Annotated in this window: 20 protein-coding genes and 5 pseudogenes; 13 read left to right on the top strand and 12 right to left on the bottom strand. The window is 69.2% G+C overall.

Going from position 1 to position 25613, the window contains the following annotated elements:
- The 5 genes and pseudogenes from OG446_RS00005 to OG446_RS00025 form a co-directional block, all read left to right on the top strand.
- On the top strand, nucleotides 1–700 hold a 700-nt coding region (locus tag OG446_RS00005), incomplete at its 5' end, for a caspase family protein (RefSeq protein WP_328892015.1).
- Nucleotides 700–981 (top strand): hypothetical protein, encoded by a 282-nt coding sequence (locus tag OG446_RS00010; protein WP_328892016.1) that lies wholly within the window; start codon nucleotides 700–702, stop codon nucleotides 979–981. The genes OG446_RS00005 and OG446_RS00010, both read left to right, overlap by 1 nt.
- A 137-nt stretch (nucleotides 982–1118) precedes the next feature.
- Nucleotides 1119–1316 (top strand): annotated as a pseudogene (locus OG446_RS00015) (NF041680 family putative transposase); the annotation flags it as partial.
- 98 nt (nucleotides 1317–1414) lie between these two features.
- Nucleotides 1415–2134: a hypothetical protein gene (locus OG446_RS00020; RefSeq protein ID WP_328892017.1), complete on the top strand. Its 720-nt coding sequence runs from the start codon at nucleotides 1415–1417 to the stop codon at nucleotides 2132–2134.
- 51 nt (nucleotides 2135–2185) lie between these two features.
- Nucleotides 2186–2953, top strand: a complete 768-nt coding sequence (locus OG446_RS00025; protein ID WP_328892018.1) for a transposase — start codon at nucleotides 2186–2188, stop codon at nucleotides 2951–2953.
- A gap of 208 nt (nucleotides 2954–3161) precedes the next feature.
- Here OG446_RS00025 and OG446_RS00030 read toward each other — a convergent pair whose 3' ends face one another.
- The 5 genes and pseudogenes from OG446_RS00030 to OG446_RS00050 form a co-directional block, all read right to left on the bottom strand.
- Nucleotides 3162–3851: a DUF6338 family protein gene (locus OG446_RS00030; protein WP_328892019.1), complete on the bottom strand. Its 690-nt coding sequence runs from the start codon at nucleotides 3849–3851 to the stop codon at nucleotides 3162–3164.
- Nucleotides 3852–3967: 116 nt separating this feature from the next.
- Nucleotides 3968–4459 (bottom strand): annotated as a pseudogene (locus tag OG446_RS00035) (IS5 family transposase); the annotation flags it as partial.
- 135 nt (nucleotides 4460–4594) lie between these two features.
- Nucleotides 4595–5017, bottom strand: coding sequence for a hypothetical protein (locus tag OG446_RS00040; RefSeq protein WP_328892020.1), 423 nt, complete (start codon nucleotides 5015–5017; stop codon nucleotides 4595–4597).
- A gap of 65 nt (nucleotides 5018–5082) precedes the next feature.
- The gene (fxsT, locus tag OG446_RS00045; protein WP_328892021.1) at nucleotides 5083–8448 is read right to left on the bottom strand and encodes an FxSxx-COOH system tetratricopeptide repeat protein; all 3366 of its coding nucleotides are present in this window, start codon (nucleotides 8446–8448) and stop codon (nucleotides 5083–5085) included.
- Complete coding sequence (locus OG446_RS00050; RefSeq protein WP_328892022.1) at nucleotides 8445–9791, bottom strand: TIR-like protein FxsC; 1347 nt, start codon at nucleotides 9789–9791, stop codon at nucleotides 8445–8447. Before OG446_RS00050 ends, fxsT begins: the two co-directional genes overlap by 4 nt.
- 435 nt (nucleotides 9792–10226) lie before the next feature.
- Here OG446_RS00050 and OG446_RS00055 point away from each other — a divergent pair.
- The 5 genes and pseudogenes from OG446_RS00055 to OG446_RS00070 form a co-directional block, all read left to right on the top strand.
- Nucleotides 10227–11543 (top strand): annotated as a pseudogene (locus OG446_RS00055) (DEAD/DEAH box helicase family protein); the annotation flags it as partial.
- 892 nt (nucleotides 11544–12435) lie between these two features.
- A pseudogene (locus OG446_RS37095) lies at nucleotides 12436–13092 on the top strand (recombinase family protein); the annotation flags it as partial.
- Nucleotides 13093–13198: 106 nt separating this feature from the next.
- A complete protein-coding gene (locus OG446_RS37100) occupies nucleotides 13199–13276 on the top strand; it encodes a hypothetical protein (protein WP_443050256.1) in 78 nt (25 codons plus the stop codon).
- A 211-nt stretch (nucleotides 13277–13487) separates the two neighbouring features.
- Complete coding sequence (locus OG446_RS00065) at nucleotides 13488–13805, top strand: PadR family transcriptional regulator (RefSeq protein ID WP_328892024.1); 318 nt, start codon at nucleotides 13488–13490, stop codon at nucleotides 13803–13805.
- Nucleotides 13802–14548, top strand: coding sequence for a hypothetical protein (locus OG446_RS00070; RefSeq protein ID WP_328898537.1), 747 nt, complete (start codon nucleotides 13802–13804; stop codon nucleotides 14546–14548). The genes OG446_RS00065 and OG446_RS00070 overlap by 4 nt, the downstream gene beginning before the upstream one ends.
- 327 nt (nucleotides 14549–14875) lie before the next feature.
- On the opposite strand, the pseudogene OG446_RS00075 reads toward OG446_RS00070, so the two are convergent.
- The 3 genes and pseudogenes from OG446_RS00075 to OG446_RS00085 form a co-directional block, all read right to left on the bottom strand.
- Nucleotides 14876–15148, bottom strand: a pseudogene (locus OG446_RS00075) (hypothetical protein); the annotation flags it as partial.
- Between the two features lie 194 nt (nucleotides 15149–15342).
- Nucleotides 15343–15858, bottom strand: coding sequence for a putative immunity protein (locus OG446_RS00080; RefSeq protein WP_328892025.1), 516 nt, complete (start codon nucleotides 15856–15858; stop codon nucleotides 15343–15345).
- Nucleotides 15855–16469, bottom strand: a complete 615-nt coding sequence (locus tag OG446_RS00085) for a putative immunity protein (protein WP_328892026.1) — start codon at nucleotides 16467–16469, stop codon at nucleotides 15855–15857. The genes OG446_RS00080 and OG446_RS00085 overlap by 4 nt, the downstream gene beginning before the upstream one ends.
- Nucleotides 16470–16557: 88 nt before the next feature.
- On the opposite strand from OG446_RS00085, the gene OG446_RS00090 reads away from it, so the two are divergent.
- Nucleotides 16558–17292, top strand: coding sequence for a MerR family transcriptional regulator (locus tag OG446_RS00090; protein WP_328892027.1), 735 nt, complete (start codon nucleotides 16558–16560; stop codon nucleotides 17290–17292).
- Between the two features lie 103 nt (nucleotides 17293–17395).
- On the opposite strand, the gene OG446_RS00095 is transcribed toward OG446_RS00090, so the two are convergent.
- A complete protein-coding gene (locus OG446_RS00095; protein WP_328892028.1) occupies nucleotides 17396–18142 on the bottom strand; it encodes a hypothetical protein in 747 nt (248 codons plus the stop codon).
- A gap of 32 nt (nucleotides 18143–18174) precedes the next feature.
- On the opposite strand from OG446_RS00095, the gene OG446_RS00100 reads away from it, so the two are divergent.
- Complete coding sequence (locus OG446_RS00100; protein WP_328892029.1) at nucleotides 18175–20289, top strand: HEAT repeat domain-containing protein; 2115 nt, start codon at nucleotides 18175–18177, stop codon at nucleotides 20287–20289.
- A 92-nt stretch (nucleotides 20290–20381) separates the two neighbouring features.
- Here OG446_RS00100 and OG446_RS00105 read toward each other — a convergent pair whose 3' ends face one another.
- Nucleotides 20382–20882, bottom strand: coding sequence for a hypothetical protein (locus OG446_RS00105; protein WP_328892030.1), 501 nt, complete (start codon nucleotides 20880–20882; stop codon nucleotides 20382–20384).
- Nucleotides 20883–21077: 195 nt separating this feature from the next.
- Entirely contained in the window at nucleotides 21078–24314 is a 3237-nt protein-coding gene (locus OG446_RS00110; protein WP_328892031.1) for a type I polyketide synthase, read from the bottom strand.
- Between OG446_RS00110 and OG446_RS00115 the strand changes: the two genes are divergently transcribed.
- On the top strand, nucleotides 24292–24519 hold the full coding sequence (locus OG446_RS00115; RefSeq protein ID WP_328892032.1) for a hypothetical protein: 228 nt from the start codon (nucleotides 24292–24294) through the stop codon (nucleotides 24517–24519). The two genes, OG446_RS00110 and OG446_RS00115, sit on opposite strands and share 23 nt — an antisense overlap.
- Before the next feature lie 477 nt (nucleotides 24520–24996).
- Here the strand turns inward: OG446_RS00115 and OG446_RS00120 are convergent, their stop codons facing one another.
- Nucleotides 24997–25602: a dihydrofolate reductase family protein gene (locus OG446_RS00120; RefSeq protein ID WP_328892033.1), complete on the bottom strand. Its 606-nt coding sequence runs from the start codon at nucleotides 25600–25602 to the stop codon at nucleotides 24997–24999.
- Between the last annotated feature and the right edge of the window lie 11 nt (nucleotides 25603–25613).

Genomic DNA, 25613 nt, shown 5'->3' on the forward strand with positions numbered 1-25613 from the left:
CTGCGCGAGCGACTTCGACAGCGAGCACGACGGCCTCTCGCTCGCGGACATCATGGGCTACGCCAACAGGTCGCCGGCAAAGAACAAGGTGATCATCCTCGACAGCTGCCACAGCGGCGCAGCTGGCGGCAGCGCGGTCTCCGCCAAGGTCGCAGAGATCTCCGAGGGCGTCACGATCCTTACCGCATCGGCGGCGAATCAGTACGCGATCGAGACAGGCGGCTCAGGCGTCTTCACAAGCCTGTTCGTAGACGCCCTCAGCGGGTCTGCGGCCAACCTCGTCGGCGAGGTCACGCCGGGCAGCGTCTACGCTCACGTGGACCAGTCTCTCGGCCCGTGGTCGCAACGGCCGATCTTCAAGACGAACGTCAAGGAGTTCGTGTCGCTGCGGAAGGCCGATGCCCCCATCGAGCTTGAGAAGCTGCAGAAGCTTGTCGAGCTGTTCCAGGAGCCCACCACCCTGCTCCAACTGGATCCCAGCTACGAGCCCGAGCGCACCGGAGCCGAGGACCCCTCGTTCCCGGCGCCGGACCCGGTCAAGAATGCGGACTTCGCAGTCCTGCAGGCGCTGGTGCGCGTCAACCTGGTGCGCCCAGTGAGCGCACCACACATGTGGCACGCGGCCATGAACTCCAAGACGTGCGAGCTAACCGTGCTAGGCCAGCACTACTGGTCCCTCGTGAAGCAGGAATTGATCTGATGTCGGATACAGAAGGAATCCGCGAAACGCTCGAGAACCATCGGGCAATCGACAGGCTCGCGGCGATCGAACACGACCGTTGGGCCCATTGGCAGCAGTATCTACACGACCAGTGCGAGCGTCGCGACGACGGCTCATTGGTAATCCCCACAGAGCTCGTCTCTCGATGGGAGGAACAGATCCGCACCCCCTACGAGGAACTTCCGCCCGAAGTACAGGAGAGCGATCGCGAGCAGGTACAACGATACCTGCCCACAGTCATCGAGATCCTGACCGACTGAGCTTGTTCTTTACCCTGCGGCCTCGAAATGTGCTTCGAACTATGCCGTTGAGCTAGGCGTTCGCCGGACAGTGAGGCGGCCTTCGTCTGATCATGAGCTCCGACCAAGGTGCACTGATCAAGACGAAGGCCGTGAGAGTGAGTCTCTTGTCTCAGGAGGTCCCGGGGGAAGCGTTCGCGCAAGCGTCGCGCTTCCGGGACGAGTTCTACGCGTGTCTGACCCGACGTGGCGATGAGCTGTTCGAACTCGCGGACGCGGTGCTGTATGCGTCCGGCGCGGTGCACTCGGTTGTCGAGCTGACGCTCCTGCCCAAATACCGCCGTGGACATGGGGCAAGGGGTTACCGGAAATCGCCCTAAGGGCTGTCCCGCAAAGATCGTCTGGTGCGCCCGGCCTCAAGGGCGCGGCGCCAGGGCGGCATGATGTTCCCGTGATGAACAGTGCAGACCTGCAGCCTGCCCGGATACCGGGTTACGGCGGCGGCCCCCTCACGTACCAGGCCGGGCTCCTGGACGAGCCGCTCTTCTGGCTGGGGCACCTCTACTCGTGCATCCAGAGCGAGAACGCCGAGGAACTGCTGTTCGGCGCGGACTACGACGCGGCCAACGACTTCCAGCGGCGGCTGTGGGCGCGGGCCGAGTGGCCAGCATTCACGGTTTCCCTCGGTGCTGATCACCGTCTTCACGTGGTCTACCGCACGGTCGCAGACGACACCGGCACGGACTACCTCCTCCACCACCCCGACTGGGACCAGGCCGAACTCCTGGCCAGGGATGACGGGCACTTCATGGGACCGGGCCTGTCCTGGCCCGAGCTCGTGGCAGCAGCGGACAACACCCTGCCCGGCGGCAGCACCACCGATCCCCACTCCCGCCTGCTGCTCCTGCTGCCCGCGTTCGGCGACGATGCAGTACCCGATGATGCCGTTGGCCGTCTGGCAGGTGCGCTGCACGCCCGCACGAGCGTGGAAGACCCTGAAACCCTCGCCTCTGCTCTTCTGCAGGACCAAGGGGCTCCCGGCCCCGCACGCTGGACGATAGCCGGGCACGGTTTCTCCGGGAACGACGGCGAGTACTCCTTCCGCAACCCCACCAAGCGCTTCACCCTGTCAGCCGATCGCCTGGCCCGGGTGGCAGCCGCGCTGACGCCCTGACTCACACGCCCATTCCCAACGGCAAGTGGTCATGTTTGGAACGACCCTGCCGTGACTGCTGTGATCACGGCTACGCAGCCGGCGTGGATAACTCCGTTCACCGGGCTGAGCCCGCGCTCTTTCAACAAGTTGGTGACGATGCTGCGGCACGACGGGGCGGCCGCGGTTCGCAGGGGCCGACCGTGGAGCCTGCCGCTGGAGGACCGGGTACTGCTGGTCACGGCGTACTGGCGGACGAACTTGACGATGCGCCAGCTCGCCCTGCTGTTCGGCATCTCGAAGTCCGCGGCTGACCGCATCATCACCCACCTCGGGCCCCTGCTCGCGCTCCAGCCCCGGAAGCGGTTCCGCAAGGACACCGTGCTCATCGTGGACGGCACGCTGGTGCCCACTCGCGACCACACGGTGGCCGAGCAGTCCAAGAATTACCGGTACTCCACCAACCACCAAGTCGTCATCGATGCCGACAGCCGCCTGGTCGTCGTGGTCGGCCGGCCACTTCCGGGTAACCGGAACGACTGCAAGGCGTGGGAGGAATCCGGGGCCAAGGCCGCCGTCGGCAACACGATGACGATCGCCGACGGTGGTTGCCCCGGCACCGACCTGGTCATGCCTCACCGGCGCCGCAAGGGCGAGGAACTGCCCGACTGGAAACTGCTACGCAACAAGTCCCACAAGCAGGTACGCGCCCGCGTTGAACACACCTTCGCCCGAATGAAGAGCTGGAAGATCCTTCGTGACTGCCGCCTCAAGGGCAACGGAGTCCACCACGCCATGCTCGGGATCGCCCGCCTGCACAACCTCATCCTCGCCGTATAGATAGCGGGACAAGCTTTAGTCAGCGGGGTCTTGTGGCCCGCGGTTGCTCGGTAGGGTGTACTGCGGAAGGTTCTGGTGGCTGCCTGCGGTCGTCAGAGCACCGATGTCCGTGAAGGAGGCCTCGTGGCTGATTCGCCGAAGGTGCCCCGCTCAGGTAGCCAGCCTCAGACCAAGCCGGCAGGCCAGTCTGGGGGCCGGGGTCACAAACCTACGATGCAGCCGGGGCGGACCCCTGCGTCGCCACCGCCGCCGCCCGCGTCGCCCTCTCAGGGGCAGGGGGGTAGCTGACGAACATCGTCACGATCCGGCGGGCCGAGACGCATGCAGCACCCCAGGGAACGGCATGTGTCTCAGTCTCGCCGGGCGGGCGGTACTTCAGCGGTTCCACCAGGACCAAGTCCCGGTCCGGCGAGTCTTCTGAACTGACGTTGAACGATGCCTGGCGTCCCTCGATGTAAGAGCCGTCCTCAAGGATGCAGCCGACGAGGGGGTTCTCTCCCGGAAACCAGCTGTCGAACATGATCCACCACGCCGACATCGCAGACGCATGCGGCTTGCCTGCCGTGAGCGCAGCAGCAGCTGCGGCCAGCGCACAGGCAAACAACAGTAGCCCTACAGCCCACCAGCCCAACTGGGCGTAATGATCCCGCGCATAACCAAGTCCTTCACGGACTAGCCGGCCGACGTCCGGCGTCAGTCCAGGCATCAACCCACGTGCCAGGGCGAAGAGTACGAGGGCGGCGAGCTCGGTAAGAACGCTGCAGAAGACCACTGCGCCCGTCTCACGGAACGGTGTGGGACGGCGCTCGCTCCCCCGCCGCTCTCGGATGATCACGAACGTCAGGCCCGGAAGCAGGAGAACAACCAGCAACACGAGACCTGTGACAGTGGTGGGCACAAGGGGCCCTTCTGGTCCGTAGGTACAAGGCCGTCAGTCACCGTACAGCGCACCACCTGAACCATGACAAGCCGTCCTGTTTCTCAGCCGGTGTGCGCTAGGTACTGTCCGGCGGATCATGGGCGGAGCCATAGGCGGACTGCCGCTCCGGTGACCGTGCCGTGGAAGACATAGGCCCGCTTGTCGTAACAGGTGGCGACCGCGCGGGAGTTCTTGAGTCGGTTGATGGTCCGTTCGACCTCGTTGCGTCGCCGGTAGCGTTCGGGGTCGAAGTCGGCGGGTCTGCCGCCCGCGCTGCCTCTGCGCCGGCGGTTGGCCCGCTGGTCCTTCGGCTCGGGGATCGTGTGCTTGATGCGGCGTCTTCGCAGGTAGCGGCGATTTCGGCGGGAGCTGTAAGCCTTGTCGCCGCTGACATGATCGGGCCTGGTCCGGGGCCGCCCGACCAGCGGGCGGGGAACCCGGATTCGGTCCAAGACCTCGATCATCTGTGGGGCGCCACCCCACTGACCTGGAGTGATCAGTAGAGCCATGGGGCGGCAGCCGCCTTCACCGGCGAGGTGGATCTTGGAGGTCAGACCGCCCCGGGACCGTCCGAGTCCCTCATCGGGGGTGGTTCATGCTGGACGTTCCACAGGTTTCCAGGTGCCTTCCCCCCTCGTTCGATGACGCCTCGTGGCGTCCGTGTCCCTGCCGTCCCGCCCTGCCCCCTACTGACCTCGGACCGGGGCATGGCCGGACACCGGTCAGGGACTGGGGCGCGCGGAGGCGTGCGAGACCTGGATGGTCCCTCCTCCGAGGTTGTGCTGCACGATCTGCGTCCATCCGGCCGTACTGCCGTTAACCACCGAGATCGGGCGGTAGACCGACGGGTCGGCGGAGCTGTCCACGATCGACTGGAGCTCCTCGACCGCGCTGGGATCGTCCTCAATCAGCGCCTCCAGACGGCCCTGCCACCGGATCGCGGCCACCTCACTGCTGGAGGAGCCGCTCAGGACGACATGGCGGGTGTCCTCCAGTGCGCTGGTCATCTGCGCCTCGCGGTCCTCGGCCCGACGGCTCATCAGCCGCGCCAGACGATCCCGCAGGACGGGCCACGACTCGGTCACCATGGCCTGGACGAGCACCCGGCCGGCCGCCGCCGCGATCGACGCCGCGAATGGTTCCACCCCTGATCACCTCCATACATTCATAAAGTCTGCTCCCGACTGCCGAGACCGTTCTTCCGCATGTCTCAGTGGTCCCCTTCGGCGACCTCTTTCATGCGACGCGCGAGGGCGTTGTCGGGGCCGAAAACCTTGTGCATGTTCTCATTGATCAGCCGGGCCAGATCACGTGCCTCATCCGTTTCCCCCCTGGCCACCAGGGCGGAAACCAGACTCGCTGCGCAGCGGAGCGTATCGGGGTGCTGTTCTCCCATTGTCTTGAGACGGCCGGCCAGCGAGCGCCGCCTCAGGACCAGGGCGTCGGCGAATTCACCGACCTTTTCCCGGATGGACGCAAGGTTGTCCGCGGAGGCCAGACTCGCCGGATGGTCCTCACCGAACCGGTCGACCCTTTTTCGCCAGACGGACGACTCGATCTGATGCGCGTGGTCGAAATCCCCGGCGCCGTACAGGGAGGAGGCGAGATTCCCCTCCGAGACGAGGGTGTCGGGGTGGTCGTGGCCGAGACTCGTGATCCTGGCCCGCAGGATCTGCCGGTGCAGTTCCACCGACTCCAGCCAATTCCCCTGACCGGCCAGCGCCGCCGCCAGATTGTTCCTCGAGGCCATCGTCGCCGGATGCATGGGACCCAGCAGCCGCTCACGCGCTTCGGTGAGCCGGCGCAGCACCGCCTCGGCCTGCTGCACATTGCCCAGCTCCCACTCGCACAGTGCCACCATGTGGAGCGCCGCGAGGGTGTCCTCGTGGACCGAGCCCAGCAGCGGCTCGAACTGCTTGGTCACCCGGTCGGCCAGTTCCTTGGCGGTCAGCGGGTTACCCGTGGACAGCTGGTACCAGCACAACCGCAGCAGCAGTTCGCGGAACCCGGTCTCCGCCGACCAGCGCACGGAGTTGACCAGCGGCATGAGCGAGCGGTAGACGGGCCAGTCGGCCGCGTCACCGGGGTCGCCCGGATCGTTCGCGACGAGCATGCGGGTGAGTTCCAGCGAGAGGCGCTCGTGGTCCTCGGCGGAGAGGTTGGTGCGGATCACCGCGGCCAGCACGGGGTGCGCGCGCAGCCCCGCCCCCTTCTCCTCGGCGAGGTTCTCGACGAGCAGGGGCCGTACGGCCTTCTCCTGGTGATCGCCGTCCACCACCGTCAGCCGTAGCGGCGGCCCGAACACCTCGGGATCCGCCCTCAGCAGCCGCAGCGGAATGGGGTGGGGGGCGGTGAGGGCCAGCAGCGCCAGAAGGTGGGCCGCCGCCGGGCTCTGCCGCGCCAGCCGGTCGAACATCCGCTGGAAGCGGGCCATGAGCGAATGGCCGGAATCCCCACCCGCCCGCAGCACCACCTGGTCCAGCCGCTTGTCGAGCAGGACCAGGAAGTCCGAGACGCTGGAACTAGACACACTCAGCTGGTTGGCGGCGATCCGCAGCGCGAGGGGCAGGAAGCCGAGCCGCACCGCGATCTGGTCCGCCGCGTGGGCGGGGATGCCGGGCACGTACCGGTTCATCAGCTCGGTCGCCTCGGCCGGGGAGAAGCCCCGCAGGGTGGTGCTGTAGCGGAAGTCCGCGGTCGCGTCCCGGCGGCGCGTCACGATGACGTGGCACTGCAGGTGATGCCTGAGCAGCGCGTCGAGCGTCACCCCCTCGAACCCGTCCAGCACCAGCAGCACCTTCGGCCCGGGCGGCAGGGACCGCATCCGGTGTCCGACGTCGCGCAGCGCCGCCCCGAGGGCCGACTCGTCGTCGCAGTCGTGGCACACGTCCGACTGCCGGATGAACAGGGCGGCGCCGTAGTGCCCCCGGGCGCGATGGGCGAACTCCACCGCGAGCGTCGTCTTCCCCGCACCGGCCATGCCGGTGATCGCGTAGGGGGACCCGTCGTCGCGGAAGTGCCGCAGCATCCGCAGGAGTTCCGCGTCCCGCCCCACGAACGGCGGCGTCCGCTCGGGGACCTCCCACAGGCCGGGGAGCGCGTCGGGGTAAGAGGGCCCCGGGGGCCGCCCGCGGGAGCCGGAGCTCTCCGGTGCCTCCGGGGCCGGGCCATGGCAGGCCACAACAGCTTCCAGCAGACTCTCCCTCGCCTCCTCCTCGGTCAGCCCGGCGAGCCCGAGCTCCGCGAGGACGGACAGCTCGGGAGGCGTGTGCCCGTCGAACTGCGAGACCCGCACCGGAAGGACGTGCGAGGGCTGTTCGGTGGCCGCTTCGGCGCGCCAGGTGGCCTCCTCCGCCGCCCAGGCTCCGCTGGAGAAGTCGGGGGAGAGCAGCACCAGGACCTTGGCGCTGCCCTCCAGCGCGTTGCGCAGCATGTACGACCACGTGCCGCCGGAGGCGGCCGCCACGTCGGGCGAGACCCGGTAGCCGGCGTCGGTGAGCTGGGCGGCGATCCAGTCCGCCCAGGGTTTGTCCGCGGCCACGTGCGCGAGGAAGAAGTCGAACCTGATCCGGCCGTGCGGGCGCTGCCGGTAGCGCCGGCGCAGGGTGGCTCGCTGACCGGACTCCATCGGCACGGCCTTGGTGATCTCGCCCCGAGTCAGATGGGTCGTGAGCCGTTCGAACGCCGCCAGCAGGGTGTCCTCTTGCTGCGGCCGGTCGCCCACCGTCGCCAGCAGCTCCTCGTAGGCGTACAGGCTGCGGTAGGGCACCTCCACATCGCCCCAGTACCGCTCCACGTCCATCGTGCTGTCCAGTGGGAACGCGTGGCGGAAGCTCCACTGCGCCCAGTCCCGGCTCTCCTCCAGCCGGTCGGCCTCGCCGCTTTCCACCCGCATGGGGACTGGCAGTACGCGCACCGCGCGGTCGGCCCGCCGCCGCATCACGGATTCCACCACGTTGGCGCATCCCGAGATGGACTGGGTGCTCATGGTGAAGCAGGCGATCAGGGTGTCGGGCAGCTGGATGGTGCAGACGCCCGAGGTGTCGCTCAGCCCGGTCCTGCTGTCGATCAGCACGTAGTCGTAGGCACGCGCCATCTGTTCGCGCAGCGACTCGATGAAGGCCCCGCCGCCGAGCCGATTGTAGAAGGAGTGCCAGTCGAACGAGTTGACCCGCTGGCCGAACGACCTGTTCTGCTTGCCCGCGCACAGCAGGTCAATGTGACCGTTGTCCGGGAACTGCCAGCGCAGCGAGACCGCGTGCTCCAGCGGGTCGGCGAAGGCTTCGTGCCAGCCGGGCCCGTCATCGCCCTCCCGGTCCAGCGCGGCGAACGCGAAGTCCCACAGCAGGTCGAGCACGCCGGACGTGGACTGGAGCTCCTTGTCGAGGAGGAAGGGGTGGAAATAGCGGTGCAGGCCGGGCGCCTCCAGGTCCCAGTCGACCACCAGGACGGATTTGCCGTTGCTGGCCAGGATCCAGGCCACGTTGGCCAGGGCCATGGTCCTGCCGGTGCCGCCCTTGTACGAGTAGAACGTCACGATCTCGCCGGGCTTCTCAGCCGTCGCTGTCCCCATCATCCCTCCGAGGGTCCGTCGAGGAAGGGCCTGGAATCGAACGACACGCCCGGACCACTGCGCAGGGCAGGGCGCACCTGGGGCGCTTGCATCATCACTTGGCGGGTGAGTTCGACGAGGATCTGACGTAACGCGTCCTTGAAGGCCGCCACCGTCTTGAGCGACATCTTGAACACCGGCTCACGCAGCTGCGCGTGACGGCCGAGCACACTGAGCAGCTGCTGGCGCAGCGCGTCCGTATGGGCGGCCGTCTCCGTGTCGGAGGCGTTCTGGGGCACGGCCATCCCGGTGTTCATGGTTAGGCGCTTGTCGTACTCGCCCAGCGCGGCCTGACGGTCCCTCAGTCCGATGGTCCACGGGTCGAGGATGATGACGGCCAGCTCGTTGTCGGCCTCCACCTTGTCTAGTAACTGGGCCACTTCGCCATCGAATTCCTCCGGGTGCGGCATGAGCCGTAGCTCCGAGGCGACCTCGACCGCGTACATGAGGACCGGCTCGGGGTGGTCCGGCGCGTAGGGGGCCCAGTCGTGCTGCCGATCGCCATACGGGGTGGTGTCCTCCCGGAGCCCGCTGAGGTCCTCCTGGGTGCCCGATGCCACCACCAGCCGGACGTGCTTGGGGCCTGAGGGGGACGTGCGGGGACCCGGCACGGGGCGCGGGGAGGCCGGCCGCTCCCGCGACGGACCGTCGTCCGTGGCCGGGGTCGCCACCGCCCCGGCCGCCGCGGTGTCCTTCTGCGCGGTCAGCGGGTCGCAGAAGGCGTTGCCGAAGGAGTCGAAGTCCTCGGACATCACGCCGGCCGCCAGCGGGCTGTCGTCGATGAGCTCGGCCAGCCGCTTACCCAGAGCGAAGATGATCTCCTGGTAGAGGGGGGCGTACTCCTTGTTGTGCTTGAGCTGTACCAGCTGGCGCAACCCCCGCTTGGCGTACCGGTCGGCGAGGTCGGGCTGCTTGGCCCAGATGTCCGCGGCGGCCTTGGGGACGGACATCCTGCCGTCGAAGACCCCCTCCCAGATGACCGGAAAGATCATCTCCGGTTCGGGGCCGGCCGTGCCGAGGATGTGGTCGGCCTGGCGACGGCTGAAGGCCCACCACTCCTTGCCGCAGAACGGGCTGGCGAAGTAGCGCGGGGAGTAGAGCGGTATGAACACCTTGCAGGAGCCTAGTGCCTCACTGAGTTCTCTGCGCCACCTCATCGCCTTGCGCATGTCCAGGTAGTTGTAGCCCAGTCTGTCCGGCGCGAGGGCGGTAATGTGACCGATCTCGGTGCACAGGTCGTTGAAGAAGTCGCTGACCAGCCCATTGCCGTTGTCCTCCCCCGAGAAGCTGAGAAAAAGCTGCACCATGCACACCTGCCACCGGTCCGCTCCCCCCTGACGGCCAACGTCGCCCCCAGGTCTGCCGTCGGCAGTTTCCCAGAAGAGCCCGCCCGCGTCCCGGACTCCGCGAGGAACATCCCGATCGGACGACACGGCGGGCCCCGGCCGCCCCCGCCGGGGCCCCGCCCCTGGCCGCTTCCTCCGGCGCACCGGGGCGGGCGCGGCCGTGGCGGTTACAGCCAGCCGTTGCGGGGCGGAAGCTGCGGTGGGTGAGCCAGCAGGCGTCACTATGACGCAGAGCACGGCGGAATTCGTGCAAGCGATCACCGGCAACGTGATCAACGGCTGGACCCTGTGGCACCTGTCTGCCCCTGACGGGCGCACACTGGACGGCCTCCGCCGTGAACTCCGGCGGAACGATCCCCAGCACTGATCCGTACCGAACCGGAAGGGAGGACGCACGTGACCGTTATCAATCTCCGCGAACACCAAGTAGCCCAGAAAGCGGCCTTCCGAAGATGGTCTGGCTTCCCCGCCCGGCCGCCGGTGCCCCCGCAGGGCATACGGGGCACGATCGTGTCCGCGACCGGCTCCGGTAAAACGATCATGGCCGCCGCGAGCGCCCTGGAATGCTTCCCGGGCGGCAGGATCCTCGTGATGGTGCCAACCCTGGACCTGCTCGCGCAGACCGCCCAGGCGTGGCGCCTGGTGGGCCACCGGGCACCGATGGTCGCGGTGTGCTCGCTGGAGAACGACGCGGTACTCAACTCCCTAGGCGTGCGGACGACCACGAACCCGATCCAGCTGGCCCTGTGGGCCGGGCACGGGCCCGTAGTCGTACTCGCCACGTACGCCTCCCTCGTGGACCGCGAGGACATCACAGCACCGACAGGCCAGGGGAGGGTTCGCGGGCCGCTGGAGGCCGCTCTGGCGGGCGGAGAGCGGCTCTACGGGCAGCAGATGGACCGTTTCGACCTCGCCATCGTGGACGAAGCCCACTCAACCACCGGAGAGCTCGGGCGCCCGTGGGCCGCGATCCACGACAACCAGCGGATCCCCGCCGACTTCCGGCTCTACCTCACCGCGACCCCGCGCATCCTCGCCGCACTCCGCCCCCAGAAGGGCAGCGGCGGCCAGGAGGCAGAGATCGCGACGATGTCGGACGACCCGGACGGCGTGTTCGGCGCCTGGCTCCCCGGCGCGGAGCTGGGACTCTCAGAGGCGATCGAGCGGGAAATCCTCGCCGGGTTCGAGATCGACGTCCTGGAGATCCGCGACCCGGCCCCGGTCGTCGGGGAGTCCGAGGAAGCGCGGCGGGGCCGGCGACTGGCGCTGCTACAGACCGCACTTCTGGAGCACGCGGCGGCGTACAACCTGCGTACGGTCATGACGTTCCACCAGAAGGTCGAGGAAGCCCGCGCGTTCGCGGACAAGCTCCCCGAGACCGCAGCCCACCTGTACGTCAACGAAGCGTCCGACGCCGACCTGGCCGCCGCCGACCGGCTGCCGAAGTCGTCGATCGACGCGGAGTTCTACGAGCTGGAGGCCGGCCGCCACGTACCCCCGGACCGCGTCTGGTCGGCGTGGCTGTGCGGGGACCACCTCGTAGCCGAGCGGCGGGAGGCGCTGCGTCAGTTCGCCAACGGCGTCGACGTCACCGGGCGCCGGGTGCACCGTGCCTTCCTCGCGAGCGTTCGCGTTCTCGGGGAGGGGGTGGACATCACCGGCGAGCGGGGAGTCGACTCGATCTGCTTCGCGGACACTCGCGGCTCACAGGTGCATCAGCCGGGCCACCGCCGCGGCCCGCTTCGACTCCTGTGCCCCCTCCATGATCGGAAGTCTCCGGCAGTGTCCCGAAACCTGTTCGGGACACCTCAACCCTTCACCCGCACGAGTGAACGAGGCGTGATCGGCGGGCAGTCGCCCCGGTCCCGTACACGCTGATCACGGGTGCGAAGGACGCACAGCCGAAGGGGAGACCGTGTTGGGGATCGAGTCGCTGTTCAAGAGGAAGCTGCCCTACGTGGACTGGCCCAAGGACTACGAGTACGTGGCAAGCGACATGGCGATGGCCGCCGGAGTGGGGGTGGCGCGTGTGCGATGCCACCGCAACACCTGGGACTACCTGGCCCAGCAGGTCCCGCAACACAAGAGGGGCGGCCCGTCAGCTCCCGTGGACGTCGTGGACAACGTCTTCCGCGCACCGGCGGATGAGGAGATCACCACCGAGGCGGACGGCCTGGTCACCGTGCCGCTGTCCGGCAGCACCCTCGCCGCGGTACTGCACTTCTGCTCCAACATCCAGGACCCTACCGCCCGAACAACGCCTACACCCAGTTGGACAAGGCGATCGGGCGGCGGGTGGGTGCAGCGATCTCGCAAGCCATGCAGAACGTCGTACCCGCGGCGGACGCCTCCGGGGCGACGGCGGTCGTCTACCTGGACGACAAGATCACCGCGAAGGACGCTACGGCGTGATCCGGGCGTAGATCCGTACGACAGGCGTTCACTTGCGCGTCCCGGAAACGGTCGATTCCGGGACGGTGGCCTGCCGGCGCGGCCGGAGCTCGGGAGGTGTCCCGAAAGGCGTCCCGAAACCGGTGGACGCGACGGAGAAGCGGGACGGGTATTCGGGACGGCCGTGTCGGGCGGCCGGGCGGGAGGGGAACACGTGAACGGCGACCTGGACGAAATCGCCCGCGCCGAGCTCGTCGAGCGCGAACCGTGCCCGCGTTGCGGGGCCGCGCCCGGATCGGCGTGCCGGGCCAACTCCGGCGTCGTCGCCGTTGATTACCACACCGGCCACTACGCGAAGATTCTCGGGCTGAAGTCCGGACCCGCGATCCGTATCCCCGCCGCCCGCGGCCCCGGCCGACCCTGGCAGCCCGACCCCGGTCTGCTCGCCGCGCGGGAGCGCACCGGCGACCGGATCGGCTACGCCCGGGTGTCCAGCAAGGGCCAAGACCTCGCCGGACAGGTCCGCGCACTGAAGGAAGCCGAGTGCGTACGCATCTACGTCGAGAAGATCGGCACCCGGGAGAAGATCCGGCCCGAGTACAACGCCGCCCTCGCCGACCTCCGCCCAGCCGACACCCTCACCGTCACCATGCTCGACCGCCTCGGCCGCAACATGGTCGAACTCATCACCAGCGCGCAGGACCTCGCCGAACGCGGCCAGCGCCTGGAGATCCGCACCGGCCCCCTTGCCGGCATCTACGACCCGCACGGCGCGGGCAAGGTCCCCTTCGTCGTATTCGCCGCAATGGCGGAGGTCGAGCGGGAGTTCATCCACGAGCGGACCCTGGTCGGCCTGGACACCGCCGCGGCGAACGGCAAGCACGGCGGCCGCCCGTCGGCCGTCGACGGCGACATGCTCGCCGTCGCCCTGCGCCGCCGACGACGCGAAAGAGTCCGTCACCGCCATCGCCCGGCGTATCGGCGTCGGCCGCTCCACCCTCTACCGCACCCTCGCCGCGTACGACGAAGCTGCCGCCACTACGAGCCACCAATGACCACAGGCGCACGGGCGGGCTCGACCAGGTGTGCGGACGAGTCGGGAGCACGGTGGCGGTCCCCGACGCACTCTCGGCTCGGGTCAACGGCCTCTGCATCCCCACCATCGGGCTGGACTCCCTGGAGGGTGGGTGGCAGGTGCAGGCGAGATAATCGGCTCCCAGATAACTCGTTCTCGACATACGCTCTAGAGGGTGCTTCACTCGTCACATGGCATCAATTCGGCTGACACGTCCAACACTTGAAGTGCTCAAGGTGCTGCTCACGGCCACCCCCGATGACCCGGCATGGGGCCTGAAGATCTGCGAGGAGGCTGATCTCGGCTCCGGCACGGTCTACCCGATCCTTGAACGGCTGGTCGGCGCCGGATGGGCCACACGCACAGAGGAACAGGGCGAGCACTTTGGGCGGCCAAGGCGGTACTACTACGAACTCACCGCTGCTGGTCATCTTGCGACGCAGCGTGCCAGGGAGAGCAGGCCGCGCCTCTTCGGCCTGCGGGCTGCCAGCGAGAATGGCGTGGCATGAGCGAGGGCGAGCAGCTCACGGAGCCGTCGGGTGCGAGCCTGACCGCCGTCATCGCGGTGCTCACTCCGATTCTCTTCGGAACTGGGGCAGTAATCTTCCTCGGCTCCGGCTACGGCCTCAAATTGCTGACCGCAGAGCTGGCTTTCTCGGAGACCTTGGTGACGATGGGCTGGGTTTCTGGCGCCGGGACTGCGCTAAGTATTTTAGTGTCGGCAGTCGGTCTCCTGGTCACGGCGCTGCGCCCCCGCCCGCTCGAAGACGATCAGTCAGAAACCGCGGCTTCCTCGGACTGTCCCAGGACTGGGGCAGCCGATCGGACACTGGGATTCGCCTCGTTTGTTGCGGGGACGCGTCGCGCGCACCTGCGTGACGAATGGGCTGCGCTACTCGCCGGCGACCCCGAGAACGGCATCGTTCTCTCCGCGAGCCGCAGGATGCGATATGCGCTCGGATGCCTTTGGGCGGCGGCCCGGTTGAGGGCTCATGATCTCGTCGGTCCGCTGTGGCTTCCTGTGGACTGGCTACTGTCGAACGAGTCTCGGACAAACCGCTTCATCGCCATGGCGGTGGGCGGGCAGGCGGTCTACGTCGTGGGGAGCGGCGGGATCCCGGCCCTGGTTACGGAGATCTGGGAGCCGTGCGCTCTGTTCGGCGGCGGCTTGTACATCCTGGCACGCTGGCTGCGACGGGTACGCGGGATCGAACTCGCGGCGGCTGCCCGCAGCGACTCCTCCGAGGAATAGACCGGGCTGGTCACAGTCACGGCTGGTTGACCAGTCATCGCCGGGTCTGGTGCTCGGCGGCGGCCGGGCCGGTGGCGGAGCCACTGCACCGATATTCCCCGAGGTCGTACGAGCACCCCACGCACTGACAGAACCCTGCGCAGAACTGACATCTACTCTGCGCACGACAGTAGTGGTCTCGTCGTCGATGAGACGTAGGCCGTACTGGACGTCGTTGCGCGGGCTCAGGGTGAAGTGGTGAGGTGCCGCGCGGCGCAGGGCGTACGGGCCGCCGAGCTCGGGGTGGGCGAGGGCCTCCGCGGTGCGGTCGTAGGCCCAGCCCAGCGATTCGGCGAGGTAGTCCGCGGTGAGCGGGCGGCCAGCGTGGGCGAGCGCGTTGAGGACGGCGGCCGTGTCGGCGTCGGCGCCGGGTTCGTTGGCGGGTGCTCGGCGTCGCGGTAGCGGGGCAGCCGGTAGACGGCCTCGGCGTACGGGGTGAGGTCGGCGGGGTGGAGGTCCAGGCGCCGGGCCAGTTCGAGGATGATGTGCAGCGGCTGGTTGGGCAGGGCGTCCATGGTGATGGCGCTCTCGTGGACACCGAGGAGGTCGGCGAGCTCCCATGCGGAGAGGCCCGCGTTGTGCAGCCGGCGGCGCAGTTCGTCACCCCATCCTCGGGGCTTGTAGCGCGGGGGCGGGTGCAAGCGGTCGGTCACCGGTCGGGGCCTTCGTCGGACAGGATCACCACGTCCATGCGGCGGGCGGTCATCCAGTCGGTCAGGGGGGCGGGGCCGGCACCGATCCCGGTGACTTCGCATTCAGCAGTCGAACACCGACCAACAGATGTCGTTGCGTAGCCGCTGGTCATCAAGTACGAGCTCTCGGATCGCTTCCGGGAGCTGATTGCGCTGCCACTGGCACTCGAGTCGTCCTGCGATCTCGCTCTCGCCTTCCGGTGCCGCTGCACGTGCGGCCTTGATCGCGTAGGCGGCCGCGCCGAGCTCATGCGCGGCGACGTGGGCGACGGCCCCGGCCTGACCGGCGGCGTACGCGGCATGCCGTGCTGCCCCACGCAGGTCTCTGGCTGCCCCCATCGCATGGCCGCCCGCCGCGCGAGCCTGCATCATCTTGGCCTCGCCACGCACCCAGGCCCGGGCATGCTCGATCGCCTGGCGCGGTCGCTGGTCCCCAGGCTGGGCCGACTCGAAGAGGCCAAGGACGTGCTCTGCACAGGCGGCAGCCCATAGAGCGAGGAGCCGGTGATCCGCGTCAGTGAGAGTCCCACCACGGCGGATCGTCACGAAGCGGGGGTCGCGGACCTTCGGGAGGATCATGACGTGCACTCCCTCCTGCGCACATCGGCGCCGCTCGCTGCGGTGTGCCCTGGCGGCCGGTCAGCCGCCTGGCGCATGGAATGATCCAGAGTGCTCATCAGCTGGGCGACACGACTGCTGCCGCCTGTCGCGGGCGGGTAGCGGCAGAGCACATCGATGAGCACCGGTGTCGCACGCTGCCGCGACCGTTCCAGCAGGGCGTCCCCGATCGCGGGATCACCGCCTGCCTCCAGCTCCTCGACGCGCGCGGCGCTCGCGCAGGCCCGCAGGATGTGGCCGACCTGGCCGACCTGGCCGATGGGGTGCAGGTATGCGGCCGACGCGGCGTCACCGGCGGATCGCGCGGCCAGCCGCGCCGCTTCGGACGGCGCGGACCGGGCGGCCCGATGCGCGTCGAGGGAAGTGACGCGCTGCCATTTCGTCCTGTTGGCACCGTCGATGAACGCCCAGGCCGCGTCGATCGCCGCACGGGGGCGCGGATCATCGGAAACAGCCTGCTCAAAGACCAACAGGACGTCCTCCGCGTGCCGAACCACGTAACGCGCCACGACGCGCAGTTCGTCCATCGTCAGATCGAAGTCTCCGGACACGGTGTGCGTGCTCTGTGCCATGGCCCTGAATCGTATCCTTGAACGCTCGGTGGAGACTTTGCGACGAATACTCCGCTCATCTGCGTCGGAACCCTCAATCGGAGGTCACGTGCGGCCCGTGGACCTGGCCCGTCGCCATGGCCTGTCCACGCAGGCGGTCCGCAACTACGAGGACGCCGGCATCATTCCGCCGGCCCACCGCAGCCGGACGGGGTACCGGGACTACACCGCCACTCATGCCGCCGGCCTCGCGGCATACCTGGCGCTCGTCCCTGCCTTCGGCTACTCCACCAGCCGACGCATCATGCGTGCCGTCACCAGCGGCCAGCTCGACGAAGCACTGGAGTACGTCGACGACGGGCACTCACTCCTGGCTCGCGACCGCAACACGCTACGAACGGTCGAAGCGGCACTCTCACACCTCGGAGCCGTCACCCCGGATGCAGCGGCCAGCACTCGGACGCCGTACAGCATCGGTGAACTCGCCCGCCACCTCGCGCTCAACCCAGCCACCCTGCGCGCCTGGGAACGCGCTGGAGTCCTCGTCCCCCAACGTGACACGCGCGGGCACCGCCAGTACCTCGCCCAGGACGTGCGCGACGCCCAACTGGCGCACCTGCTGCGCCGGGGAGGCCAGCCCCTGAGCACCATCGCCACCGTCCTCGGAGAACTCCGCGACGCCGGCAGCCTCGATGCGCTGGCCAGGACCCTGGAAGGGTGGCGGCGCGACCTCACGTCCCGCGGAATGGCCCAGCTGTACGCCGCCGGTCAGCTCTCCACCTACCTCCACTCCTCGGACAGATCGGCGAGAACCAGCTCAGCACCAGAGCACGGACCCCACTGACGTTTCCGATGTCGGGACCCCTGACATTTCCATGTCGGACGACAGCCGCGAGGACATCAGTGGGTTCTGCCACTGGATGTCAGTGGTTCTGCCATGAGCTGTGTCAGTAGGTAGACGGAGTCTCACTGGCGTCGAGGACACGGAGGCCGTACCGGACGTCGTCGGTCAGGACTGCGCTGCCGTCTCGACCGACGATCAGCAGTCCGGTGTCGATCAGTCCGGCGATGGCGGCGGCCCGCTCTCCGTCCGCATCCGCTCGGGATTGGCGCCTGCCGTGACCAGCAGCTGGGCGGCAGTGTCGGGACCGACCCCGTAGGCAGCCCCTCAGACCAGGGTTATGGGCGGTGACCTCGCGGTCCAGGGCCCGGGTCAGCTCTTCGTGCTCGGCGGTCAGTTCCCTGACGCGCCGGGCGAGACTTCTGAGCGCGGAGAGGACGGCGATGTGGATCGCGTCTCCGGCCGGCCGCAGGCGTGCCAGGGCATCGGTGCGGTTCGTCCCGTTCAGGCGCCGGAATCTGGCGCGGATGGTCTCAGGTGCGGTGAAGAGGATGTGGGTGATCTGGTTGAGAGCGGCGGTGCGTGCCTTGACTGCGGAGCGGGCGGCGTTGCGCAGGGCACGTATGCCGGCGACGGTGGCGTCCTTCGGGGTGCTGGTGGCCCGTCCCGACAGCGTCGGTCGGCACGGGCCCGCAGTGCTTCTTGCCGCCTTCGGGCTGGCTATCGGGTCATGTTCCGCCCGGCCGGAGCCATCAGAACAGGCCCCGGCAGCCGGACAGAACAGCGGGAAGAGAGCCCAGCAGGGCGTCAGCCAGTGGCAGAGCCACGACCACCGGAACCTGAGAATCAGCATCAATGTCAGTGCCCTCCGGCAGAGTGCCGTCCATGATCAACGAACTGGACAGCATCGACTGGTCGTCGATGAGCCACGCCTATGGCCCGGCCGTCGAAGTCCCCGTATGGCTGCGGGCGATGGCCTCCCCTGACCCAGAGGTCCGGGACAAGGCGTTCAACGACTTCCACAACGCGGCCCACCACCAGGGCGACGTGTATCCCTGTACGGCAGCCAGCCTGCCGTACTTGTTCGCCATGGCAGACGACGCCGAGACCCCCGACCGTGCCTCCATCGTGCGGCTGCTGCTCAGCATCGGCCGCGAATCCGCCGACCGGAGCGACGGCCTCTCCTACTCACCGGAAGGCACCGAGTCCACAGCAGGCGCAGACAGCCTGGCCCTCATACGCGAGCGCGCCGACATCTTCATCTCCCACTCCTCCCACCCCGACGCCTCCGTACGCCAACCGGCGATCGAGGGCCTCGGCCACTTCCTCGAAGACGCCGACCACGCCGTTGCGCTCCTGCGTGACCGGCTGTCCGCAGAACGCGGGATCGTCGAGCGGCTACTGGTTGTCCGGACGATGGCAGACCTGGCGCTGCGGCTGCCGGCAGCTCGCTCCTCCGCCACGTCGTGGCTCGACACCCTGGCCGGCGAAGCCACCGCAGACCCCGACATTCGCCTGGCCGCACTCGTCCACAAGGCACGGTGCTCCCCCGCGAGCATCGGCGCCGAGACCGTTCCCACGGCGATCAGCCTGCTCCGACAGCTCACGCCCGCACCCCAGCCCGAACCACGGGGCAAGCACTGCGAGGCCGGCCCCGATGCCTGTGCCTGCGCTGCCGAGCCGGCAACCACAACCGGGCAGGATGTGCCGGCGCAGATAGTTGCCGCGTTCGCCGACCTCGAACGGCACAACCGTGTGCACGCACCCACCACCGATCTCCTTCGCCGCTTCCACGCGGTGCTCGACGCACGCCTGCCCGAGCGCACCGCGCTGCTCGCCGAACAGCTCCGCAGCCCAGACCCTGCCACCCGGTACGACGCGATCCGTATGGCCAAGGACCTGATCGCCTCCTGGCGGGGCGAGCACACCGGCCTCGTCATGCTCCTCACGGAATGCCTGCTGCCTGAGGACCCGTACACCGCCGCCGCGGCCGCCGAAGTCCTCGGATCTCTGCCCCTTGTCTCCGAGCCGGCCCGCGAGGCCCTCGCCGACTACATCGATGCCCACCGCGCTGTGTACGGATCCGACGTGTGGGCGTCGCCCCATCCGCTGCGGCGTCGGGCGCATCAGGAAGCCGTCATGGCACTGGCTCGCCTCGGTGACGTACGGGCCCTGCCCTGCCTGCTGACCGCGCTGGACACAGGGTGCGACGCGTGGCGTGCCGTCCAGGTCGCCGGGCACCTGAGCTCGGCCGCCGAGGAGCTCGTGCCGAGACTGGCCCGGCTCCTTACCGAGGCCGACCTCTCAAAGCAGTGGCCCGAAACGGACACCGGCGCACTCATATCCGCCCTGGCTGAGCTGCGTCACCCTGCGGGCTTCCCCGCACTTACCCATGCCGTCAGCGCTGCGGCCCGGCACGAACACTGGTCCACCGCCACCTCCGCCGTGAACGCCCTCGCATCCTTCGGCCCCGGAGCCGCACCTGCCCTGATGGTCATCCGCCCGCTGACCGGCGCCGAAGACGTGAATCTCCGCGCAGCTGCCGCGATCGCTGTGTGGGAACTCGGGCGCAACGCCGCCGAGTCCGTGCCAGGACTGGAGGCCCTGCTCGACAGCCACTGCAACCGCGACGCCGCCGATACCCTCGGCCGCATCGGCCCGCCCGCGCAGACCGCGCTGCCACGACTGCGCGAACTTCTGGACGCCAAGTACGAGTGGACCCGCGTCCACGCCGCAGCCGCGCTCTGGGACATCGGAGGCGAAGCCGAAGCCGATATCGTCGTGCAGACGCTGCTGGCCGCCTGGGAGGAGAACGACGCAACAGGCAACCACGTCCTGGCTTGCCTCGACCGGATGGGCCAGGCCGCAGCACCAGCACTCCCCCGTATCCAGGCCGAGCTCGCACTGCCCCGACGAGGGGGACGATTCCGGAGCGTCGACAACGACGCGGAAGTACAGCGCCTCTGCCGCACCATACTGACGCGCCTTCACCATCCGTAACGGCCCGCATCGAAGCACGGACAAACAGGCCGCCACCTATGGGGCACCATCGCTGAGTACCTGATGCTTTCGGGGACTTGAGGGCGGAATCGTCAAGGCTTGTGGACCGAGTCAGGCCGGTGTCGATCTGAATGTTGCAGTCGGCGGCTCGCTGCGTTCCGTACGCGACGGGTTCGTCCCCGTTCGGCGAGCAGGCTGAGGGCCTCGGGTGAGGTGACAACGAGTACGACGGAGGCCGTGCGCTGGAACCAGTCGGATGCAGTGGTGAGGTCCTCGGCGGTCCATGGCTCATCCAGCGCGATTGCCCTGAGCAGGGCCCACTCGCGCAGCCGACGGACGAGGAAGGGGCGGTTTCCGATTACCGTGGCCATGGTCCGGGCCCAGGCGGGGAACGCCGGGTCGGTCAGCAGACGGGCTGCCTGGCGCTCAAGGTGGCGGTTGACCGCGGCCTCCGCCATCGACACGTCCGGGTCTTCCAGAACCGTGGCCACCAGGACGGCCTCGGCCGCCTCCGAGACATCTCCCAGATCCCCCAGGTACCTGCGGTAGCGGAGGTGCTCGGGGGGTTCCGCGTCGAACGGCTGGTCAGTCATGCCGCGGCCCCTTCCGGTCGTGCCACCAGTTCACCACGATCGAAGCACGCTACGGCCCGGACCAGATCGACCAAGTGACCTCGATGGGATGACAGCGGACAACGACAAGCGGGATTCAAGCAGGGCAGGATTCAGGGACTGCGGTGCTCGGAAAGCCACGCGTGGACGGCGAGGGCGGTCGTGCGGGCATGCTCCTCAAGGACGCTGAAGTGGTCGCCCGGGACGGTGACTTCCGAGTGCGGCAGACTCCACGGCTCCGCCGCTTCGATGCCGGGCAGGCCGTCCCCGGGCCCGGACGAGGAGTGTGGGCGCCGAGAGCTCCGAGGGTTCCCAGCCGGAGAACCGGTCGAGGTAGCCGGTCATCGCCGTGAGCCGGTCGGTCTCGGCCGAGGCGAACTGGGCGGCCTTGTCGAGCATTCCGACGGTCATGGCGGAGAGCGCGGGCCCGTCCTCCGCCCCGCTGACACTGTCCCCGGCGAACGTGTCGACCAGGACGACCGCGGACGGGCGCACGCCCGCACGTTCCAGGTGTTCGGCAACGGCCTGCGCCACCCAGCCGCCGGCCGAGCGCCCCAGCAGGACGAACGGCTCGTCGCCCGAGCACGCGAGAGCGGCGGCGGCCTGCGCCGACACGAAGGCCTCCAGTGTGGCGGGCAGGGCCTCGCGCTGCAGGAATCCCGGATTCGGCAGCACCCAGACGTCCCGCAGGCCCTGGAGGGACAACCCGAAACGGGCGTACTCATGAGGGCCCGAAAGCGCGCTGAGAGCCGGGAAGCAGATCAGCCGGGGGCGGGCAGGGCCGGTTGCGACGTTGACGGCCGCGGGCGGGGTGCGAAGGGTGTCCGTGCTGTCGAAGACCTCACGGAAGCGGGAAGCGATCGTCAGAAGTGCCATGCCGTCCCATGCCTTGCCGAGGGCGCACGCCTTGCGGAAGAGGGCGGAAAGGGAGTCGGCGCCACCCGGTTCCGCAGCCCTTTCCGGGGCTCCGCCCGTCGCGTTGGCTGGCGTGACGTTCGGGGCGGGGAGCGTTTTCGGGGCCGTATCGGAAAAGCGTTCCTCGAGGTGGGCGGCGACCGCGCACGGTGTGGGGTGGTCGAAGAGGAGTGTGGCGGGCAGGACGAGCCCGGTCACCGTCGCGAGCCGGTTGCGCAGCTCGACTGCGGCCAGTGAGTCGAGGCCCAGCTCCGCCAGCGGGCGGTCCGCCTCGATCGCGGACTGTCCCTCGGTGTATCCGAGCGCTGCGGCGGCTTCGGTCCGTACTTCCGACAGGAGCAGCGCTCCGTGGTCGCCGGACTGCGTGCCGGCCAGCCGTCGTCGCAGGGAATCGCCGGCCTCGGGCCCCGCGGGTGTCCGGCGCACGGGCCCGGGGCCCGGCAAGCGGGAGAGGGGGGCATCGGCGGTCCCGCGCACCTGCGGGTTCAGGCGTGCTGCCACCAGGACAGCGTCCCCGCTCTCGACGGCGGTGTCGAAGAGCGCGAGGCCCTCGTCGGTCCGCAGCGGGACGAGCCCGGAGCGTGCCATCCGGCGCAGATCCGCGCTTGCGAGCTCGGCGGTCATGCCGCCGTTCTGCTGCCAGGGGCCCCAGACGAGGGAGGTGGCGGGCAGGCCGATGCTCCTGCGGTGCTGTGCCAGCGCGTCCAGGAACGAGTTCGCCGCCGCGTAGTTGCCCTGGCCGCCGGATCCGAACACGCCGGCCACCGAGGAGAACAGGGCGAAGACCGCCAGGTCGCTGTCCCGGGTCAACTCGTGCAGGGCAAGGGCCGCGTCCGCCTTCGGCCGCAGCACGCGATCCATGCGCTCCGGTGTCAGCGCCGCGATCACGCCGTCGTCCAGCACGCCCGCGGTATGCACCACTGCGGTCAGCGGGTGCTCCCGCGGCACAGTGGCGAGTAGCGCGGCGAGCGCAGTGCGGTCGGCGACATCGCAGGCAGCGACCGTCACCTCGGCACCGAGCCCGGCGAGTTCCGCTCGCAGTTCGGCGGCCCCGGGCGTGTCGGCTCCGCGCCGTCCGACGAGCAGCAGGTGGCGCATGCCGTGCGCGACCACGAGGTGGCGGGCGAAGGAGGCGCCCAGGGAGCCCGGTCCCCCGGTGATCAGGACGGTCCCCCCGGGGTCCACCCGGCGCGACGGACCCTCGTCCGCCGTTGTGCGGGAGGCGTGCACCAGCGTCGGTACGTGGACGACTCCTTCCCGCACGGCCGTCTGGGGCTCCCGGCTCGCCGTGACCTGGGCCAGGGCAGCCCCGGACGCGGGGGTGTCGTCGACATCGACCAGTGCGAACCGGCCGGGGTTCTCCGTCTGCGCCGAGCGGAGCAGTCCCCATACCGGCGCGCAGACGAGCGCGGCATCGTCGTTCGCCGCGGAGGCGGCTGCCTCCGCCCCGGTCACGACGGCACCCGAGGTCAGGACGACCAGGCGGGAATTGCTGAGTCGCTCCTCGGCCAGCCAGTCCTGCACGAGCCGCAGTGCCCATCCGGCCATGCGGTGTGCGGCTGACGCGCGGTCCATTCCTTCCGTCTCGGTGAGCGGCGGACAGGCGATGACGACGTCCGGTGCGTCGGCGCCCGCCGAGGCCGGATCGGCGTACGCCTTCGGCCGGTCCCCTGGCGGAAGGACGGTGCCGCGCAACGCCGGTCCGGGCTCGCCCACCAGACCCCACACGCGTGGCACCGGAGCCGCGTCGAGGGAATCGGGCAGGCGGATCCAGTCCTGGCGGAACAGACAGTCGCCGTGTGCCCGGACGCCTTTCAACTGCTCGCGGGGAAGCGGCCGCAGCACCAGGGACCGTACCGTTGCCACGGGGGCTCCTGACCCGTCGGTCAGCTCCAGCCGTGCTCCGTTCTCCGCCGTCGGCGAGAGCCGCACCCGCAGCCGGCGGGCACCGGACGCGTGAAGTCGCACCTGGCTCCAGGCGAACGGCAGGGACAGCCCGCCTGCGCTGTCGTCCGGCGCCGGTGCGGCTCCCGGGAGCATCATGGTGTGCAGCGCCGAGTCCAGCAGGGCCGGATGCAGGGTGAACCGGCCCGCGTTGCTGTGTTCCTCCTCCGGCAGCCCGACCTCGGCGAGAATGTCGTTGCCCAGCTGCCAGGCGGCCTGCAGTCCCTGGAAGGCCGGGCCGTAGCGGAGCCCGCCGTGAGCGAGCCGGTCGTAGAAGTCTTCGCCGGGCCGGGCGTCGAGCGGCAGGGGGACGGCGCCCGCGGGCGGCCACGGGGCGGGCGCGACCGCGGGCTCCGGCAGTTCCTGGGGCGCGAGGATCCCCGACGCGTGGCGGTTCCAGGGCCCGTCGTACCCGGGAGTGCGCGGCCGCGCGTGGAACACCACGGTCCGCCGCCCGCCCGCGTCCGGTCCCGCCACCTTCACTTGCAGCTCGACCGGTTCGTCGGAGGGCAGCGGCAGGGGTGCCGTCAGGGTGAGTTCCTCCAGGACGGTCACGGAGAAGGCGGCTTCCCCTACTTTCGTCCAGCGTCGGTTCACCAGTGCCGAGGAGCGGCAGTTCGCCGTCGAGGCGGTGACCGCGGCCGGCGAGGACCCTCGAGGGAAGGAGACGGACGGCCATTTTCACACCGCCGTCCATCTGTCCCGTCCCGCCCGGGACACCGTCTCGTACCCGGTCAGCGGCCTCGTGCACCCGGCCTGATCCGCTCACGCGCCCGGAGCGGCAGGGCGTGGAAACCACCGGGTCCGCTCCGTCCAAGACCGGGTCACCAGGAGGGGTTCCGGGCTGCGCAAGGCGGTCCGCTACACCAGTGGACGGATTGCCGCGGGTTGCCGGCCCGAGCCCGGGAACCTGGCCGCCGGCCGGCCGGTCGGCGGCCAGTTGCCGTTCGACCCGGTGCAGTCAGGCTCCCAGGCAGTAGCGCGGTCCGGCGCCGAAGGACAGCCGGATCGTCGGTCAGGGCTGCACCTCAGCAACAGGTTCCTACCAGTCAAGGTCCAAGGCTCGGCCCACCTCCGGTCCCTGCGGCTGAGGCCGATGGGGGCGCGAGGCGCGACCGGAATCGCGGGACGGCCCGGGGACAGCTGGGCCGGGTGCCCTGACATTGGCCGCCCCCCCGGCGGCGTCCTGGCGGCCGTCCCGACCGGCGGACGGGGCGACGGGGCGACGGGGCGACGGTCACGCAGGCACACCGAGCGGCGGGTGCGCGAGCACGCGGGGCTTGTACTCGACCAGCTGGATGCGGCCGTCGAAGGTGCGGTGCTCGATCATGTCGAGGGCGACGTCCGGATAGCCGTCGTAGATGCGTTCTTCACCTGTGGCCCCGGTGATCACCGGGAACATCACGACCCGGAACCGGTCGACGAGTCCGGCACGTAGCAGAGACCGGCACAGGCTGAGGCTGCCGATCGTGCTGAGGAGCCCCGAGCCACTCGACTTCAAGGCGCGGACCGCCTCGACAGCGTCGCCGCGGACGAGCGTGGAGTTGGCCCAGGTCAAGGGCTTCTTCAGAGAGGAGGAGAACACCACCTTGGGCGCTTGCGCGAGCTCATCGACGGACGCCTCCTCTTCGGGCCTGAACTCGTCTTGGCCATTCGGGACCTCGCCTGCGGCGAAGCCCGACATCAAACGGTAGGTGTTCGCCCCCATCAGGTAGGTGGCCTCGGGCTGCTCGCCAAGCCAGGCGAGGTACTCCGGGCCCTCAAGACCCCAGAATCCGGGCCACCCCTCCCCCGATGCGTAGCCGTCGAGGGAGGTGATGAAGTCGACGAGAAGCTCCGACATGGCAGTGTCCT

Source organism: Streptomyces sp. NBC_00236 (assembly GCF_036195045.1).
In the GTDB taxonomy this organism is placed as follows: Bacteria; Actinomycetota; Actinomycetes; order Streptomycetales; family Streptomycetaceae; genus Streptomyces.